This is a genomic window from Parabacteroides gordonii MS-1 = DSM 23371 (assembly GCF_000969825.1).
Taxonomy (GTDB): Bacteria; Bacteroidota; Bacteroidia; order Bacteroidales; family Tannerellaceae; genus Parabacteroides; species Parabacteroides gordonii.
In genome coordinates this window covers 1,377,462-1,396,282 of the sequence record NZ_KQ033920.1, presented here as the reverse complement: position 1 = coordinate 1,396,282, position 18,821 = coordinate 1,377,462, and the positions used below count along the sequence as shown (strand labels likewise).

The following is an 18,821-nucleotide window of genomic DNA, read 5'->3' as shown; positions in this document are numbered from 1 at the left end:
AAAAGGATAAAGAATGAATAAGCCAGATATTTCTGTTATTATACTTACCTATAATGAAGAAATTCATATTCGCCGTTGTCTGGAAAATATAAGGGAACTGGCAAAGGATATCTTCATAATAGATTCTTATTCAACTGACCGCACGCTGGAGATAGCGCAGGAATATGGCGCCGTGATATTACAGAATAAATGGGAGAACAATCATGCCAAGCAACTGAATTGGGCATTGGTGCATGCTCCGGTTCGTACGGATTGGATTCTCCGGCTAGATGCCGATGAATATTTGCTGCCGGAATTGATCGATGAATTATTAGAAAAAGTATCTTTTTTACCGGCAGATGTATCCGGTATCGTTTTTAAACGGAGACATTATTTTCTGGGGAAATGGATGAAGCGGGGTATTTATCCCGTGCATTTACTTCGCATGTTCCGTTATGGTAAAGCCGTTTGTGAACAAAGGTTGATGGACGAACATATTCAGTTACTGGAAGGAAGGATTGTGAATTTTGTCCATGATTTTGTCGATCACAATCTGAATAATCTTTCCTGGTTCTGTAATAAACATGTGAATTATGCTGTCCGTGAAGCAGCTGAATTGCTGGATACGGAACTGAACTTGTGGCATGAATTACAGCCGGGAGAAGAGAAACAACTCGTAGCCCAGGCTATGCATAAAAGAAAAATAAAGGATCGTTATGTACGTATACCTCTTTTCTGGCGTGCCTTTCTTTATTTCTGTTACCGGTATTTCATAAAGGGTGGATGGCTGGATGGAAAGGAAGGTTTTTTGTGGCATTTCCTGCAAGGCTGGTGGTATAGAACCTTGGTCGATGCTAAAGTTTTTGAGATCAAACAGGCTTGCGGTACAAATCGGGAGATGATTAGAAAATATCTGGAAGAGACCTATAATTGTAGATATTGATTAACTTCCTCCTCAGGAAACGAAATTTCCTAAGAAGGAAGTTGAAATAACTTTATGAAACGGAAGGGCTTATCTCGTCTCCTTCAATGCTTCTTCCAGGCTGATGCCTAAAGCATCGGCAACACCTTTACCATAAGCCGGATCGGCCTTATAACAGTTGCGTACGTGACGTTGCTGGATGAACAATTCGGCTCCACCGATCTGACGGGCGGTGTTCTCGAACAATACCTGCTGTTCGTCGGCCGGCATCAGACGGAACAAAGCTCCCGGCTGGCTGTAATAATCGTCGTCGTATTCGCGTTCGTTATAGTTGTAGATATCACCGTTGGCTTTCAAAGGCGGTTCTTTCTTTTCGGGAGAGTCCTGCCATTCGCCGTAGCTGTTGGGTTCGTATCCTTTTGCAGCACCGTAGTTGCCGTCTACACGCATGGCGCCGTCGCGGTGATAAGCATGGAAAGGACAGCGGGGTTTGTTTACCGGTATCTGTTCGGAGTTAACGCCCAGGCGGTAACGTTGTGCATCCCCATAGGAGAACAGGCGACCCTGAAGCATTTTGTCAGGAGAGAAGCCGATACCTTCTATCGTATTGATCGGGTTGAAGGCTGCCTGCTCTACATCTGCGAAATAGTTTTCCGGATTACGGTTCAGTTCGAGGATACCCACGTCGTGAAGCGGGAAGTCGCCGTGCGGCCATACTTTGGTCAGGTCGAACGGATTGATACGGTAGTTCTCCGCCTGTTCTTCCGTCATCAGCTGGATCTGGAATTTCCATTTCGGGAAATCACCTTTTTCGATGCTTTCAAACAAGTCGCGCTGATGCGATTCACGGTCTTTTGCTATGATCGCTTCCGCTTCCTGGTCTGTCAGGTTCTTGATTCCCTGCAAGGTACGCAGATGGAATTTCACCCAGATACGTTCGTTGTTGGCATTGATAAAGCTGTAGGTATGACTACCGAAGCCGTGCATGTGACGATAAGAAGCAGGGATACCACGGGAGCTCATTGTAATAGTTACCTGATGCAATGCTTCCGGCAGTAATGTCCAGAAATCCCAGTTATTGTTTGCACTGCGCATGTTTGTTTTCGGATCTCTTTTGACGGCATGGTTAAGGTCGGGGAATTTCAGCGGATCACGCAGGAAGAATACCGGCGTATTGTTTCCTACCAAATCCCAGTTACCTTCTTCCGTGTAAAACTTCATGGCAAAGCCACGGATATCACGTTCGGCATCAGCTGCTCCACGTTCGCCTGCTACTGTAGAGAAGCGGACAAAGCAATCTGTCTTCTTACCGACTTCACTGAAGATCACTGCTTTTGTGTACTTTGTGATGTCGTGTGTAACGGTAAAAGTACCGAATGCACCGGAGCCTTTGGCATGCATACGTCTTTCGGGGATCACTTCGCGGTCGAAGTGGGCTAGTTTCTCAAGAAACCAGGGATCTTGTAACAATACTTGTCCGCGGGGACCAACCGTCTGAATGTTCTGATTGTCTGCAACGGGACGGCCATTTGCAGCTGTTAGCTTTTTGTTTTCCATAAATAATAATTTTTATCTGTATACAGTCGACAACATTTTACCCTTCAATACTTATGTAACCGGATTTATACAGCATTTGTTTTTAATTTATTCAACAAATGTAAAATGTTTTTAAGCAGTTGTCAAATAGGTAATTTTGATGTGGCAATAGGTGGGGTTTATGATCCGGAAGAAATGAATAACGGTTGCTCTGATCAGTTCAGGCAACCGTTATTTTTTTGAATACAATATATCCTGATCTTTTGTCAGGGTTTTGTTACGTTTTTATTGGGAGAAGCCTTATCCAGCCATTTTTCCTGTATGGTTTGCATCCATTCATAGAAGCTGGGGATAAAGATTGTCGCAAAGATCGTATTGACAGCCATACCGAATACAACGGCGGCACCGAGTGATACGCGGCTGGCTGCTCCGGCTCCTGTTGCAAACAGCAAAGGCATAACACCGAGCACGAAGGCAAACGAAGTCATCAGGATCGGACGCAGGCGGACATGCCCGGCTTCAAGGGCTGCTTCACGGATCGGATTGCCGGCCGCACGGTAGTCGCGGGCAAACTCGACGATCAGGATACCGTTCTTTGCAGACAGGGCGATCAGCAGGATGATACCGATCTGCGTATAGACACTGACCGGTACGCCCATCACAAAGCAACCGAAGATAGCCCCCAGCAGGGCGATCGGCAATCCCATGATGGCTGCCAGTGGGCTCGTCCAGCTCTCGTATTGTGCGGAGAGAACCAGGAAAGCTACCAGCAGGGCCATTCCGAATATCAGCATCGTTGTCGAGCCCTCTTTGGTTTCCTGGTACGCAACGGAAGTCCATTCGTATCCGAAATTATCCCCCAACTGTTCCTGTATCAGTTCTTCCATCGCCTTGATGGCTTCTCCTGAACTGTATTCCGGATTGGCGATACAGGTGATAGAGGCGGATGAATACATATTATAAAGGTTGATCTGGTCGAGTCCCAATTGTTGTTCGGCCTGGGTAAAGGCGGAGAAAGGAACCATTTTGCCGGAAGTGTTCTCCAGACTCAACCGCATCACATCGTCGATTACCTTCTGTGCCTGGTCGCTCGCTTCTATCTTGACTTGGTAGATACGGCCGAATTCCACGAAGTCGTTCACGTAAGCCGCCCCCATGTAATAGCTGAGGGTTGAAAAGACGTCGCTCAGTTGCAATCCCAGTAGCTGCACTTTGTCGCGGTCGATATTCAGCTTGTACTGCGGAACGTTGGCCTGGTACATACTCGACAGGCTAAGTAGTTGAGGTTTGCTGTGGTAATGTTCCAGTAAGGTCTGGATAGCCTGTTGCATTTCGGTAGGGCCGAGGTTCTTCCGGTCTTCCAGCTGAAGTTGTAACCCGCCGGAAGCACCCAGGCCGGGGATGGCCGGGGGAACCAATGCGAACACCTGCGCTTCCTGTATGCCGTAGGCTTCCCGATTGAAACGGGTCACCACGTCCTCGGCCGTGTGTCCTTTGCCTTTCCTTTCTTTCCAGTTCTTCAGCACGACAAAATAGGTGGCTGCATTCGACAGTTCGCCGCCGCCCATCACCGAGAAACCGTTTATACCCATATAGGTTTTCACTTCCGGATAACCATCCAGTATCCGGTTGATCTTCTCACTGACAGCTTCCGTACGGGGCAGGCTGGCGGCCGGTGGCAACTGGGTGGAGACAATGAAATAACCATCGTCTTCTTCCGGAATGAAGGTGGAAGGCCAGCGCATGAACAGGATGGCCGCAGCGCCGGAAACGATCAGAAAGACAATCAACGTGACCCACTGATGCTTTAACATGCGGTCGACGATATCGTCATAGACTTTCTGCGTCTTATCATATACTTTATTGAATACCTTGAAGACGACGAACTTCGAATCATTAGTCGTCCGGAGAAACAGGGCGCAGAGTGCCGGTGTCAGCGTCAGCGAGTTGATACCGCTCAATACGGTTGCCGCTGCGATTGTCAGGGCGAACTGTTTGTAAAGCTGTCCGGAGATACCACCTATAAAGGTAGTCGGGATGAATACGGCCAGCAGAACCAGTACGACACCGATCACCGGCCCGACCAATTCGCCCATTGCCTTTGTCACCGCCTCGCGTGCCGTGTATTTCCCCGTATCCATGTACCGCGACGAGTTCTCGACGACTATGATCGCATCGTCTACCACAATGGCAATAGCCAGGATCAGTCCGAATAAAGTCAATGTGTTGACGGAGAAACCCAATGCCCCCATAACAGCCAATGTCCCTATCAAGGATACGGGAATACTGAGACAGGGGATAATAACCGCCCGGAAGTTCTGAAGGAAAAGGAAGATCACCAGCACGACCAGAGCCGTCGTTTCCAGGAAGGTTACCAGCACTTCGTCAATAGAAGCATTGATCACCTCCGTGGTGTCGAGCGTGACGCCGTATTCAACGCCGTCGGGCAGGGTAGAGGCTATCTCCTCCATCTTATTACGTACCGCTTTCGATACTTCCAGCGAGTTGGAACCCGGCAGCTGATAGATTGCGATAGCCGCCGCTTGTTGCCCTTTCAGCCGGGAAGTCACATTATAGGAAGAACTACCCAGTTCGATGCGTGCCACATCTTTCAGGCGGAGTATCTTTCCTCCGCTTTCCGTACGGAGAATGATATTTCCGAACTCCTCCGGTGTAGTCAGACGACCTTTGACCGTCAGGGTATATTGATACGGATTATCCGCTTTGGCGATCGGCTGGCCGACATACCCGGCGGAGACCTGCCTGTTTTGGGTGGAGATGGCCTGGAGAACCGCGTCGGGCGTCAGGTTACGGATACGCATCACTTCCGGATCGAGCCAGACGCGCATACTGTAATTACCGGCTCCCATGACGCTGACCGAGCCCACGCCCGGCAAGCGTGCCAGCTGGTCGGTCAGGTTCAGACTGGCATAGTTACTCAGGTAAAGCCCGTCGTAGAGCGAGTCTTTCGACGTCAACGAAAGCATCATGACGATGTTGGACGATTGTTTTTTAGTCGTGATCCCCTGTACGATCACGGCTTCGGGCAGACTGCTTTGTGCAATGCTGACACGGTTCTGTACCATGACAGTCGCCATGTCGATATCCGTTCCTACGGCAAAGGTGATTGTCAGCGAATAAACGCCGGAGCTGGACGAGTTGGAGCTCATATAAAGCATCCCGTCCACACCGTTTACCTGTTGCTCGATCGGCAAACCGACGGTTTGTGAAACCGTCTGCGCATCAGCCCCCGGATAAACAGCCGACACTTGTACGGTAGGCGGCGTGATATCCGGATATTGGGCGATGGGCAATATATTGAGTGTGACCAATCCCGCCACCACGATGATCAGGGCAAGGACGGTAGCGAAGATCGGCCTGTTAATGAAGAATTTTACCATAACGTTCTTATTTTATAGGCTTAATAGTCATTCCGTCGCGCACTTTCAATAAGGCGGTGGTGACGTAACGTTCGTTGGGAGCGAGCCCGCTGACGATCTGGCGAAGGGTATCGCCGACCAACTGTCCGGGTTCGATATGACGGTACCGTACGATGTTGGAATCGTTGACGATATACAGGAACTTACCCAGCTGGTCGGTTCCGATGGAAGCGTCGCGCACCAGGATAGCATCTTTCTTTTCGCTGTACGGAAGGGTGATGGTGACGTATAGCCCGCTTTTCAGTTCCCCGTGCGGGTTATCCAGGTTGGCGCGTACATTCAGCGTCCCGGTGGAGAGGTCGACGTTAGGGGAAAAATAATCCAGCCGGCCTGTATAGTTCTGCCGTCCGCTTTCTCCCAGATGTACGGAGACGGTCTCCGGCAGTTTCACGGTTGAGTCGTTTTGAGCGGCTGTGATCATCATCTTCATGAACTGGTTGTCTTCGATGTTGAAGTTGGCATACATTAAATCATCCTTATATAAGGTAGCCAGCGTGACGGGTTGCACACTTCCGTTGATGTAATTGCCGATGTCGTAGCTGGCACGGGTTATTTTCCCGTCGAACGGGGCGCGGATGTAACAGTAGCTCAGGTTGGTTCGGGCCGTGTTCAGTTCGGCCTCGGCATTTCGTACGGAAGCTTCCATTTCGCTGGTGGTCGATTGAGCCTGTAAGACCTGTATCTGGCTGACAGCTCCGCTTTTGGCGGCTTCTTTCATCCGTTCGTAATTGCTGCGGGCATAATCCAGTTGTGCCTGGGCTGTTTTGAGTGCAGCTTCGGCTTGCGTTACATTATCCTTATAAGTATCCGGTTCGATTACGAAGATGAGGTCGCCTTTCCTGACTTTGCTGCCTGCTTTGAGGTGCGAAGTCTGAAGATAGCCGTTTACACGGGCAACGAGGTTGACCATCAGTTCCGAACTCAGATAGCCCGGATAATCTTTCGTCAATGTGATATCTTTTACCTCCGGCGTTGCTACGCTGATGGAAGGCGCAGGCGTTTCGGCCGGCTGCTTTTTCCCTTTACACGAGGCCAGCAGAAGGGTGGCCAGGGCGATCAGGGCGAATTTAATTGTTGTATTCATATTGTCATTTTTTAGTTTAATAGGTTATGCTGTGCCACTACGGGTGCACAACTGTGCCATAGTAGTCGCACTTTTGTGCACTCATAGTGGCACATTTGTGCAGTAGGCAGTGCACAGTTTGTCACTCCTCACTCCAGCCGCCGCCGAGTGCCTGATACAGCTTGATCAGATAAAGCAAAGAACTTCCTTTGGCTTGCGTGAGTTGATTTTCGTACGATAGCAGGGAGCGTTGTGCATCCAACACGTTCTGGAACGGTGTCAGTCCCTGTTTATAAAGGTCGAGCGAGAGGTCGAGGGTTTGCTGTCCCTGGTTGACCACTTCGCGAAGGGCGACGATCTGTTTGATCGAATTCTTGTAAGCGCTCATCGCATTGTCCACTTCCTGTACCGAGGTCAGGACAGTCTGGTTGAACTGGCGGACTGTTTCGTCCAGTTGCGCTTTGGCGAGCCGGGTGGCCTGCGCCAGTTTACCGCCCTGAAAGAAGTTCCAGGAGATAGCCGGGGCGATCTCGTACGTCAGGCTGTTGTGATTGGCTATCTTGTCGATATCGTGGGAAGCAAACCCGATCGAACCTTTGACAAATACCTGCGGCCACCAATCGGATTTGGAAGCACCCAGGCTGGCTGCCTGTGCGTTTACCTGACGTTCGGCGGAACGGATGTCCGGACGACGGAGCAGCAGGTTGGCGGGAATGCCGATCCCCACCGTTTCGATATAATCCGGTAGCGGGCGCGGTGCATCCATCAGGTATTTCACATCCTGGGGATATAATCCCATCAAGATAGCCAGCGAGTTGGTGTATTGGATAATGCCGGCTTCCAATGAGGGTAACGAAGCTTTGGTACTGTAGTAAACCGATTGCGCCTGTGCCACATCCAGCTTGGAGACGAGTCCGGTTTCATACCGTTTCTTCGTGATCTCTACAACGGCTTGTTGCGAAAGGCAGTTTTGCGTCACCACCTGCATTTCCTGTTGCATCTCCCGCAGGTTGATATAAGCGGTAGCCACTTGTGCACACAGGGAAACCATGACGGCGTTGTATTCTTCTTTCGAAGCCGCGAAGTTTTCCTTCTGCGCCTTCACCCGGTTGCGTATACTGCCGAACACGTCTATTTCCCAGCTCATGGAGAGGGCGGCGTCGGCGTATTGCGTCGTTGTTTGTGGCAGGCTGCTGGTGTTGCCGCTCGTCTGTTGGCGGTTCCATCCGGCCGAGAGTCCGAAGGTAGGCGCATAGCTGCCTTGTTCGCTGCGCAGGTTGGCTTTCGCCATCGCGATACGATCGGCAGCCATCTGCACAGAATAGTTCTGCTTCACGGCTACATCGATCAGGGAGTCCAGCACCGGATCGTTAAAGTTTCTCCACCAGTTATCTTCAACGGGGAGAGTCTGTTGGAAATTGCTGTCGGTTTCCTGCCACGCTTCCGGCAATGCGTGATCGAGGTACTTATGCTCCGTCTGTCCAAATAGCGTCAGTGGAAAGAGCAGGCAGAGCATAGTATAACACCATGTACTTATGTGCATAATTTACTTGTTTAGATTTAGCCATTAAAGAACAGTCGGAAAGGTGAATTGTTCTCCATTTAAAGATTTATCTTTGCGAATTAAGAAAAACAATAATAAGGAAATATGGCTAAAAATAAGAAAGAGGAATATAAGGAACAAAACCTGCTGTTCCTGGAAGAAACGGCCTCACAGGAAGGAGTTTCAAAGCTGCCGTGTGGCGTATTATATAAGGTATTGGAGCGGGGGACGGGTACTGTTTCGCCCCAACTGAGCAGTGTTGTCACTGTCCATTACCGCGGTACGTTGATTAATGGACGCGAATTCGATAACTCCTGGAAACGCAGCTGCCCCGAGGCTTTCCGTCTGAACCAGGTGATAGAAGGCTGGCAACAAGCGCTTCAGCAAATGCATGTAGGGGATAAATGGATCGTATATATTCCGTATACCCTGGGATATGGCAACCGTCCGTCGGGGCCTATCCCGGCATTCTCGACACTGGTCTTTGAGGTGGAGTTATTGGGGATTGCTTAGTTGGTGCAAAATAAAAAGAAAGCCGGAACAATGATCTTTGCTTATCATGTTCCGGCTTTCTTTATTATTGCTTAAGGGGAAATTATTCTCCCTTGTCGATCTGTTCCTGTACGATGGCATCTACAACGGCAACGGTTGTCAGGTTGACAATGTCGCGGGTAGAGCTTTCCACGTCGGTGAAGTGGATCGGTTTGTTCAATCCCATCTGGATCGGGCCGATCGTTTCGGTGATACCCAGATTATCCAGTAATTTGTAGGCACTGTTAGCCGAGCTTAAGTTGGGGAATACCAGTACGTTGACATCTTTTCCTTTCAGTTTGTTGAACGGATACATGTCATCACGCAGCTTCTTGTCGAGTGCGAAGTTTACCTGCATTTCTCCGTCGATCACGATCTCCGGATGGTTCTTGTGCAGATAATCGATCGCATCGTGTACTTTCAGCGGACTGCCTTGCTTATCGGAACCGAAGTTTGAGTAAGACAACATCGCCATCACCGGATCATGTGCGAAGAACTTCACGGCATCGTGTGTAAGACGGGCGATGTCGATCAGCACTTCCGTAGACGGATGACGGTTGATCAGCGTATCGGAAATGAAGAAAGTACCTTTCTTGCAACTCATAATGTTCATGGCACCGAAATGCTTGTATGTCGGACGGATACCGATAATTTCTTCCGCCAGCTTCGTTACTTCCGAGTAACGGCTGTAAACACCTGTTACAAACGCATCTGCATCGCCTGTTGCCACCATCATCATACCGAAGGCGTTGCGGCCTACCATCTTTTCGCGTGCTTCAGAGAAAGTGACCCCTTCGCGTGCCCTCTTTTCGGAAAGGATGCGGGCATAACGGTCGCGACGTTCTTCTTCGCGGTCGTGACGCAGGTTGACGATCTCGATACCTTCGAGGCTCAGGTTTTCTTCTGCGGCGAGTTTCTCCAGACGTTCTTCGTTACCCAGCAGGATCGGGTAGCAGATACCTTCGGCTTTCGCTTCAACGGCAGCTTTCAGCATGTTCACATGGTTGGCTTCGGCAAATACCACCCGTTTCGGATTGGCCTTTGCCATGTCGGTGAAGGAGCGGAGCAGCTTATTGTCGTAGCCCATCATTTCACGCAGATGGTTGGCATAACCGTCCCAGTCGGTGATCGTCTTGCGGGAAACACCCGACTCGATCGCAGCTTTGGCCACTGCCACAGATACACGTGTCAGCAAACGTGGGTCGAGGGCTTTCGGCAGGATATAATCGCGTCCGAAAGTAGTACGTTTCAACTTGTATGCGGCATTGACCACGTCGGGCACCGGCTCTTTGGCCAGTTCGGCGATGGCATGTACGGCAGCCAGCTTCATTTCTTCATTGATAGCCTTGGCATGTGTATCCAATGCACCGCGGAAGATATAGGGGAAACCTAATACGTTATTGATCTGGTTCGGATAATCCGAGCGTCCGGTCGCAAAGATGATGTCCTCGCGGGAAGCCATTGCGTTAGCAAAAGAGATTTCCGGGTTCGGGTTTGCCAGGGCGAAAACGATCGGGTTCTCGTTCATGGTGCGAACCATTTCCTGTGTCAGCACGTCGGCAACGGATAATCCCAGGAATACATCTGTTCCGACAACAGCTTCTTCCAGTGTCTTTATATCTCTTGTTGTAGCGAATTCTTTCTTCGACTCGTTCAGGTCGGTACGGCTGGTGGAGATCACTCCCTTACTGTCGCACATGATAATGTTTTCCTTGCGGGCTCCCAACATCACATATAACTTGGTACAGGAGATGGAAGCGGCACCGGCGCCGTTCACAACGATTTTTACCTCTTCGATTTTCTTGCCGGCTATTTCAAGCGCATTGATCAGACCTGCTGCGGAGATGATAGCTGTACCGTGCTGGTCGTCATGCATGACCGGGATATCGAGTTCAGCCTTCAGGCGTTGTTCGATCTCGAAACATTCCGGTGCTTTGATATCTTCCAGGTTGATACCGCCGAAGGTAGGCGCGATCGCTTTTACCGTTTCGATAAATTTCTCCGGGTTCTTCTGGTCTACTTCAATGTCGAACACATCGATTCCTGCGAATATCTTAAACAACAGGCCTTTTCCTTCCATAACCGGTTTACCGGCCAACGCTCCGATATTACCCAGACCCAGCACTGCCGTACCATTGGAGATAACGGCGACCAGATTGCCTTTCGATGTATATTTATAGGCATCAAGCGGATTCTTTTCTATTTCAAGGCAAGGCTCAGCAACTCCGGGAGAGTAAGCCAGCGATAAATCTGTTTGAGTACTATAAGGTTTAGTTGGTATTACTTCAATTTTTCCGGGCTTGCCTTCGGAGTGATACCGAAGTGCTTCCTCTTTTGTTATCTTTGCCATAGACTTATATGTTAGTAGATTTTTGTATGTGTTTTAAAATCGCCTACAAAAGTAACAAATTATTAGATATATGATGCCGACTGCTTACAAATAGTTGGTGTTAAATTGGGTTTCCTGCTGTTGGACTGCAAACTTTTTGCTAATACTCCGCTTTGTAAATATCAAACTTTTACAGTTCTGCTATCAATCGTCTTAATTCTTGATCAGAGATAGTTGATTGTTCTGATTTGTCATAAATGGTAAGTAACGTAATCCGTTTATCTTCCACACTTGCTATTGCAGTATAGGTGATAACTCGTGCTCCACCGCTTTTGCCTTTACCTTTAGCTGTTATGCTCATACGTACTTTACGCAATCCATTACCTAAATCGATACCTATATCCGGATTCTCTTTTAGTTCTTCTTCCAGTTTCTTTAAATCTGAAATCAGTGTACGATGTTTTTTAGCTAGCAGTTTTGCCTTTCTGATAAAAACCTTACTAGGTACAATGGTTATATTCATGCTTAATCCTCCAATTCGGCGTAAAGATCCTCCATTGTGCTCATACTAACTTTATTTTTTTCTGCATCTTTCACTTCCTGAAGAGCCTCTCTTAATTCGCTTTTCAACTTACTTTTGGCTTCTTCCGCCTGCGATTGTTTTCGTATTTTGCCTAATACTCGCTTCACTTCGTCCAGTACGTGCCAATTATCGGTGGTCAGTATTTCGCGTGCCAGTTCGGCTTTGTAGGCTTCGAGTTCCATTGTTGTCATGCTGTTCTCCTTTCTTCTTTAGAATTCCGAAAGCAAAGGTAATAAAAATATTGGAACGTGGGGGATGCGGAGTAGCGAAAGAGCTAAGCAGCAAATTCAACTATTCACCATATTCTTCTCATAAAACTCCAATGCACAAAGATGGTTTGCTACCGTATCGATTCCGGTTTGTCCGGCTTGCCAGCTGTAGACCGAGTCGATAAAGCGATCGGTGAGGTGGATCGCTTCGGTCATATTCAGTTCGGCCATCCAGTGTTTGAGGTCATCCAGTTTTTGGAGGGTGACCGGTTGGATGTTGCGCAATCCGGAAAAGGCGATGTCGGAAAGCAGGAGTTCCAGTTCGGAAAGTAGGTCTTTTAGTATCATCGTATGCAGCTTTGATGGATTAGAAATAGAAATTATCGACTCCGGAAGCGGTAATCAGGCTGACGGGGATCAAGGTGTCCGGCCGTTTCAGGCAGACCATATACCGTTGCTTTACTTCGGCATACCGTCCGCCCAGCTGTTCGAGTTTGCGGATGGCGTTCCGGTTGAGTTCGCTGTATGCCAGGGAACCTTTGGCTTCAACCTGTTCATTTATCGCGGTAAAGTAAAGTTTCTGTTCGGACGGATCGAAATAGACTTCCGACAGATGGGTGAACGGAACCAAAGCCAATTGCTCCGGTTGTTTCTTACGGAAATAATCGTACCGTTCTTCCGGCCGCAGGGTCGGATCCGACAATTCGGGGATCGCGAGTAATGCGTCCAGTCCGCTGATCGTTACTTTATTTTCTATCTCGCACTGTGTCTGGGTAGAAGAGGAGAGACGCTGCTGCCTGTTGAGTTTGAAGTTGCGCAGAACCAACGTAGAGGAGGATAAACGCGCCAGTGAAGCATTGTTATTCCAGAAACTCTGCATTTCCAGTTGCCTGTTCAGGTTTTCGGGCGTGACTAAAGACTGCGTATGTTCGTAATAGTCGGCCATACTGGATGTCAGCGTACAGATGCTCTGTTTTTCGTGATAAAAGAAATAAGCCGTAATACCGAAATAGCCCGAACGGGTTTGCCATGGGTAGGCCCCCAGGCCGGTGAAATGGCCGACCGGAGTCGTATAGTAATCCGACCGGGTTCCTTCGATCAGCCGGCTGAGCATTTCATTGTTTTGCGTGTTCCGTAAGATCTGCGTGATCGTGTTGTGCAACCGCGATAAGGTGGCAAAGGTGGTCAAAGGCTGGAAACCGACGTGTTTGACCAACATGTTCTCTATGTCCGACGACAGCGAGCGGAACAATCGTGCCAGGTTACCGATCCCGCATGTCTCCAGCCGGATGGAATACTGGATAGCTGTTTCCGCTTCATTCTCCCCGCAGCTGATCAGGCCTTTCTCCAATATCCCGAGGATGAAACGGGAAGCTCCCTTCAATACGTTCAGCGTATCTTCCGTCAGTAAAGACAGCTCCGGTTGGCTACCGTCAGTGTCGGAAGATAATGTTCCCTGCAAGCTCAGGTACGACAGGATAGCGATCAGTTTATGTTTGCACAGGCCGCTTTCGCCGCATTTGCAGACGGCACGGTTCAGGCTGTCCTCTTTGGGGAAGTAGACGGTGATGCTTTCGGTGTTGATCGTCGCTTCGAGTATATCGCCTTCTGTGAAATCGGCCGTCCAGCCGTCCTGGATAAGACGCAAGGTGTCTTCAAACAACTTCTTGCCGGCTTGTTTGCGGAGTTGTGCCAGGTCGACGTTCTTCAACTCTTTCCAGGCTTCGGACGACGGTGGTTCCGGTGTCGTATCGGGTGAGACATCCTCACTGCCGGCAGGTGCGGTCTCGCTTTCGGACGATGCGCAACCGGCAGCAACGAGTATGCCCATCAGGATATGCTTACATACCGTTTTGGAAGGACAGCTGCATGTGCTTTGGGCGACATTCGGATCGAGGCTGACGGTTATTTCGTCCAACCGGATCTGCAACCGGCCGTCAGTAACGGTTAACTCGACCTGTCCGGTCGTTTCCAGATCTTTCAGGGCACGTTTATATAATCCTTTGTTTGCCAGCGTCACCAGAAAGGCTTCGTTGGCAAAGGGGATGAACTGTCCGGCGGATGCGTGGCATCCGTTTCCGTTTATGATATAATCTTTCCTATCCATTCGGCTAATTCTTCAGGGGTTATGGCGGCTACATCGGCACCCATGCCGGCAATGCTGCGGGCAGCACGGACATCATAACAGGGAGTGCCGGAGTAGTCGAGGGCAGGCAATACGAACAGTCGGCTTCCCGCTTCAATAATGTCGCGGCAGGAGCGGAACATATAACTGTAATTGTTCCCGTCGTACAGGTCGCTGACCAGCACAACAATTGTTTTCTGGGGGGCGGTTATCAGTCTCTTGCCATATTCCAACGCCTTGTGAATATCGGTTCCTCCTCCCAGCTGTACTTTCATCAGGATGCCGACCGGGTCGTCGAGATGCTCGCTCAGGTCGACTACCGATGTATCGAATATCGCCAGCTTGACCGAGAGGAACGGCATTTTGGCAAAGATGGATGCCATAACCGCCGTATAGATCACCGAGTCGAGCATACTACCGCTTTCGTCTACCATGATCACGATGTGCCAGGGATTGTAGCGGCGTACGTTCTGATTGAAATACAAGCGGTCGAGGATGATCGTACCATGTTCCGGGCTGTAATTCTTCAGGTTCTTTTCTATGGTTTGCTTAAAGTCGAAGTTCCTGAATATCTTGTAAGAGGAATTGGTGTGCGGCAGTTTCTTTCCGTAGAAGGCTTTCCGTACGTTTATCTCCAGTTTCTTCTGTATCTCTTTGATTACTTCCTCGACGATCGAGTAGGCCAGCTTCCGGACATGCTCCGGCATCATATTGCGGAAGGTCAGGATATTCTTCAGTAAGCCGATATTCGGTTCCAGTTGGCTCAGGACAGACTCGTCGGTCAGGAGCTGGGTCAGGTTGTATTTATCCAGTGCCTGCTTCTGCATGATCTCGACTGTCTTTTTAGGGAACAGTTTCTTTACTTTCTTCAGCCATCCCGGGACGGTCAGCATGGAACCGCCACGTCCGGCCCGGTTCGGGAAATCGTTGCGTATTCCCTGCTCATCGGTGTATTCCCGGTTGTAGAGGAAATAAAGCGTGTTGTCCAACTCTCCGCTTTCCGGATCGAGGGGAAGGCTGTTTTCGGCGAAGTCGCCCAGGATGAGCCGCCAGCGGTTTTCTATTTCGGGGTTGTCCATTATACGATCCTCCATGTTTTAAGTGCTTCGGCCGCCAGCGTATCGAGACGCATGGCTTCAGTAATTTCCTGTTGCGAGACAGTGATACTCCCCGTCAACCGGGCTTCCGATACCTGGTGATATTCCGCCACCTGTTGTCCCAGGCGGCTGATCTCCGCCGGAAGAAATCCGGTAAAGGCATATCGCAGGTTCGGCAGGATGGTCAGGAAAGTTTCTTGGTCGGCATTGGCTATGACCCGGTCTATCACTTCCAGGATACGCGGATCGGCGAACAATACGTCGCGGGCAATCAGGAACAGTCCGCAGATAAAAGAAGCAGCCTGTTCCGGATGGGTGATGCTGCTTTCCAGGTAAGCGGCTATCTGTTGGCAGAACGCTGTCTGTTCCGTCCGCCCTTCCTTATACTGAATGGCAAGGCATAGCCCGAACAGGCGGCTGTTGCTGAAACTGTCGTTCAACACCTTCTCTACGGCAGACAGGAAAGCCTCGGTGTCGAACCACTGTTTCTCATCCATCGCAAAACTGTAAAGATTGCGCATCTGTTCGCAAATCTCCTGTTCTTCCTCCTCCGTCGTGCTTTTCAGGAGCGGGATCAATACGACAGCCCCTTTAAAAGCGAGCCGTGCCAGTTCGGGGATAACCGGGTGGATCTCTCCATCCATCAGTTGTTGCATGTTGGCGAGATACAGCAGGCTGTTGATCAGTTTGCAAAGGCTGGTGAAATTACCTTCGCTTTCCACCACCAGCCGGGTATGGTCTTCGTACTGGAGATAAAAACCTTCTATCCCCATCACTTGTACGGATAGCAGCAGCTTGCCCAGTTCTTCGGCCGTCATGCTGTCTTTGAAGTTCTTTTCGATCAGCGAATTACACACCTGCGACAAGGTCGCCCCGTAGACAGACAGGTCGATAAGGCGTGTTTCAACGCCTGTGCTGTAACGGCATATCCATTGCTCCCGTACCAGGTTTTTGTTCTTCTGGTTCACATAATCGGGACCAGACTGAAGGGTGGCGAAACCTGTTTCCAGAAACTCCATCTGGTGAAGGAAACGGCTTTTCCGGTAATGAGCCGGGTTCTTGATAATGTCGAGCGTCACTTCCTGCCGTTCGATAGTCGATGTTTTCAGCCGGTGAAGCGAACATAAGGCACGGAACTCCCGTACCACCGGCGGGATGCAGTCGTTATCCGCAATCTTTCCGGCACCCATACCGGAGAGGAGACGGTAAAGGAAATCGATCTCGAATGTCGAGGTGGCATTCAGGTCGCCTTTCACGAAGCAGCTTCGCACGCCATCCAGCAGTTCGTATACGCCGGCGCTCTGCTTTCCCCGCAACACCGCCAGCGAACGGGCCATGTTCAGGGTATTGATCTCGTCGGGCAATGAGATTATCTGCGTTTTGCGGGCATAACGGGCTGTCTTTATGATATATTCGAGAACGGTCGAGCCGAACGGGTCTTTCTTTTGTTTCTCCGTCTTTTCCCATACTTCCTGGTAGAAAGCCGGGAAAGGCATACCGGCGGCATACCCGCTTTTACTGTCGGCTTCCTTAAATGTATAAGGCATCAGGTAGGAAGCGATATGTTCGGGGTTGATTGTTTTAAGCGATAATTTCTTATCCGATTGCATTGCTTCCATTAATCCGGCAATGTGGAAAGCTCCGGCTACTACCAATATCTTTTTATGCCCGGGAAGCGCTTTCCGTATCTCGTCCGCCATATAGGTTTCCCGCTGGCGGTCTTCTTTCAGGGAGGTTTCATTGTCGGGAGTTGCCAGCCGCATGAAGTAACCGAGGTGGAACAGGTTGTGGACGAAAGCGTCTGTCTCTATTGTTCCGGCATTCAGTTCGAAGCGGCTTTCCCAGAACTCCGCGAAGCTGCGGCATCCGGCTTTACGGGCGATCATGGCCGTATAGGTGTTTACCTCGTATTCCTTGTTCTCATTGTAGTAAAACTGTGTCTGCGGTTCTTCCTCGACCTTGTTGGTCAGGCGCAGCGCATACGGCAGGTCGATAAAACGAACCGGTGTGTTGCGGCGTGCCCCTTCCCGGATAGCCACCAGCTCCGGCGAATACGACAGGAAAGGGTAATAGGCACGGTACTTTTCTTTCTCCTCGCTCACTTTCCCCTCTTTATCGTCGTAGCTGTAATAGATACAGAAAGGCGGAACCGACTGTTCGTTGGCAATGTAAGGAAGTAACTGCGCCGAGTCAGACGGCCCTTCGATCAGGATCAGGTCGGGACAGTATTCCCCGATCGTACGTTGCAGATGCAGCGCACAGGCAGGGGAGTGGTGACGTACCGGAAAGTACACCACCTGTCCGTCGGTATTGAAGCTGGACCGGAAGAGGCGGTCTATTTCAGCCAGGTCCGGTTGTCGTAATATTCCTTCCATCTTCCTCCTTGTCTTTCGGCTTTCAGCCGGACTACGCCGTTGAAGTAATCTTTCAGTTTGGGTAAGTCGTCTTTGTTTTCTTTCATCACGGCACCCAGCAGGTTTTGTACCAGTGAACGCATGCTCACCGTACCGTCTCCGTAATAATAAGCATCCAGCGCCGACTGGTAATAGACGGATACCGCTTCGGCGGTGCTCATCACACCCGACACTTTCTGTATCTTGGCTTTCTCGAAAGAAGTCCCGTTGCGTAATTCGTTGAAGGTGGAAGCCAGTATATCGACTACCTCTTCCTGTACAGGCATCTCCAGTCCGTTGGCGGCAAACATACCCTGGCACTGGTCGGTGATGATACGGCTTTCGAGAGCCACACTGCGTATCGGTTCGACCGTTTCAAAGTTAAAACGACGTTTCAGGGCGCTGCTCATTTCGTTGATCCCTTTGTCGCGGGTGTTGGCGGTCGCTATCACATTAAAGCCGGAGGAGGCGAAAAGTAAACCTTCTTCCCCCAGTTCGGGAATATTCAGTACCCGGTCGCTCATGATACTGATCAGGCTGTCCTGTATCTCGAGCGGGCAACGGGTGATCTCCTCAAAACGTGTGATGATGCCCCGCTTCATCCCGATATAAACGGGAGAGGGGACGAGTGCCTCCTTCACCGGGCCCTTAGCCAGCAGAAGGGCGTAGTTCCAGGAATATTTGATATTGTCTTCGCTGGTGCCTGCCGTACCTTGTACCGTATTGGTACTGATGCCGCAGATCGCAGCTGACAGGAGTTCGCTCAACATGGTCTTTGCCGTACCCGGTTCGCCTACCAGCATTAATCCCCGGTTGCCGGCCAGGGTGATGATGGAACGTTCTACCAGGGCATCGTCGCCAAAGAACTTCGGAGTGATTTTGATCATCCGTCCGTCCAGCTCTATCGGTTCGTTTTGACCGAGGATAAAGGCACGGACGGCACGGGGAGAGAGCTGCCAGTTGGCTGGCTTGGCTCCCGTATCTTGTTTGCGGAGTGCGGCAAGCTCGTCGGCATACCGCATCTCCATCAACGGTTTCTGTATTTTGTTATCCATATATTAATGTATAGGC

General features: G+C 50.1%; 14 protein-coding genes. 2 read left to right on the top strand and 12 right to left on the bottom strand.

What is annotated here, in order from left to right; all coding sequences use genetic code 11:
* Positions 1-13 precede the first annotated feature (13 nt).
* Positions 14-922 (top strand): glycosyltransferase family 2 protein, encoded by a 909-nt coding sequence (locus tag HMPREF1536_RS22900; RefSeq protein WP_028728818.1) that lies wholly within the window; start codon positions 14-16, stop codon positions 920-922.
* 69 nt (positions 923-991) lie between these two features.
* Here HMPREF1536_RS22900 and HMPREF1536_RS22895 read toward each other — a convergent pair whose 3' ends face one another.
* From HMPREF1536_RS22895 to HMPREF1536_RS22880, 4 genes are all read right to left on the bottom strand, one after another.
* Positions 992-2,458, bottom strand: a complete 1,467-nt coding sequence (locus HMPREF1536_RS22895; protein ID WP_028728817.1) for a catalase — start codon at positions 2,456-2,458, stop codon at positions 992-994.
* 245 nt (positions 2,459-2,703) lie between these two features.
* Entirely contained in the window at positions 2,704-5,838 is a 3,135-nt protein-coding gene (locus tag HMPREF1536_RS22890) for an efflux RND transporter permease subunit (RefSeq protein ID WP_028728816.1), read from the bottom strand.
* Between the two features lie 7 nt (positions 5,839-5,845).
* The gene (locus tag HMPREF1536_RS22885; RefSeq protein ID WP_028728815.1) at positions 5,846-6,961 is read right to left on the bottom strand and encodes an efflux RND transporter periplasmic adaptor subunit; all 1,116 of its coding nucleotides are present in this window, start codon (positions 6,959-6,961) and stop codon (positions 5,846-5,848) included.
* Between the two features lie 121 nt (positions 6,962-7,082).
* The gene (locus HMPREF1536_RS22880) at positions 7,083-8,483 is read right to left on the bottom strand and encodes an efflux transporter outer membrane subunit (protein WP_028728814.1); all 1,401 of its coding nucleotides are present in this window, start codon (positions 8,481-8,483) and stop codon (positions 7,083-7,085) included.
* A gap of 105 nt (positions 8,484-8,588) precedes the next feature.
* Here HMPREF1536_RS22880 and HMPREF1536_RS22875 point away from each other — a divergent pair, with 105 nt between their 5' ends.
* A complete protein-coding gene (locus tag HMPREF1536_RS22875; protein WP_028728813.1) occupies positions 8,589-8,996 on the top strand; it encodes a BamJ family beta-barrel-assembly machinery protein in 408 nt (135 codons plus the stop codon).
* Between the two features lie 82 nt (positions 8,997-9,078).
* Here HMPREF1536_RS22875 and HMPREF1536_RS22870 read toward each other — a convergent pair whose 3' ends face one another.
* The 8 genes from HMPREF1536_RS22870 to HMPREF1536_RS22835 all read right to left on the bottom strand — a co-directional run bounded on the left by HMPREF1536_RS22870 (position 9,079) and on the right by HMPREF1536_RS22835 (position 18,805).
* Positions 9,079-11,364 (bottom strand): NADP-dependent malic enzyme, encoded by a 2,286-nt coding sequence (locus HMPREF1536_RS22870; RefSeq protein WP_028728812.1) that lies wholly within the window; start codon positions 11,362-11,364, stop codon positions 9,079-9,081.
* A 169-nt stretch (positions 11,365-11,533) separates the two neighbouring features.
* On the bottom strand, positions 11,534-11,866 hold the full coding sequence (locus HMPREF1536_RS22865) for a type II toxin-antitoxin system RelE/ParE family toxin (protein ID WP_028728811.1): 333 nt from the start codon (positions 11,864-11,866) through the stop codon (positions 11,534-11,536).
* 2 nt (positions 11,867-11,868) lie between these two features.
* The gene (locus HMPREF1536_RS22860; RefSeq protein ID WP_028728810.1) at positions 11,869-12,117 is read right to left on the bottom strand and encodes a hypothetical protein; all 249 of its coding nucleotides are present in this window, start codon (positions 12,115-12,117) and stop codon (positions 11,869-11,871) included.
* Positions 12,118-12,213: 96 nt separating this feature from the next.
* Positions 12,214-12,483, bottom strand: a complete 270-nt coding sequence (locus tag HMPREF1536_RS22855) for a hypothetical protein (protein WP_028728809.1) — start codon at positions 12,481-12,483, stop codon at positions 12,214-12,216.
* 19 nt (positions 12,484-12,502) lie between these two features.
* Positions 12,503-14,242, bottom strand: coding sequence for an SWIM zinc finger family protein (locus tag HMPREF1536_RS22850; RefSeq protein WP_028728808.1), 1,740 nt, complete (start codon positions 14,240-14,242; stop codon positions 12,503-12,505).
* Positions 14,218-15,354: a VWA domain-containing protein gene (locus HMPREF1536_RS22845; RefSeq protein WP_028728807.1), complete on the bottom strand. Its 1,137-nt coding sequence runs from the start codon at positions 15,352-15,354 to the stop codon at positions 14,218-14,220. The genes HMPREF1536_RS22850 and HMPREF1536_RS22845 overlap by 25 nt, the downstream gene beginning before the upstream one ends.
* The gene (locus HMPREF1536_RS22840; RefSeq protein ID WP_028728806.1) at positions 15,339-17,732 is read right to left on the bottom strand and encodes a DUF5682 family protein; all 2,394 of its coding nucleotides are present in this window, start codon (positions 17,730-17,732) and stop codon (positions 15,339-15,341) included. The genes HMPREF1536_RS22845 and HMPREF1536_RS22840 overlap by 16 nt, the downstream gene beginning before the upstream one ends.
* Positions 17,693-18,805 carry an ATP-binding protein gene (locus HMPREF1536_RS22835; RefSeq protein ID WP_028728805.1) on the bottom strand — a complete coding sequence of 371 codons (1,113 nt, stop codon included), beginning with the start codon at positions 18,803-18,805 and terminating at the stop codon, positions 17,693-17,695. Before HMPREF1536_RS22835 ends, HMPREF1536_RS22840 begins: the two co-directional genes overlap by 40 nt.
* Positions 18,806-18,821 lie beyond the last annotated feature (16 nt).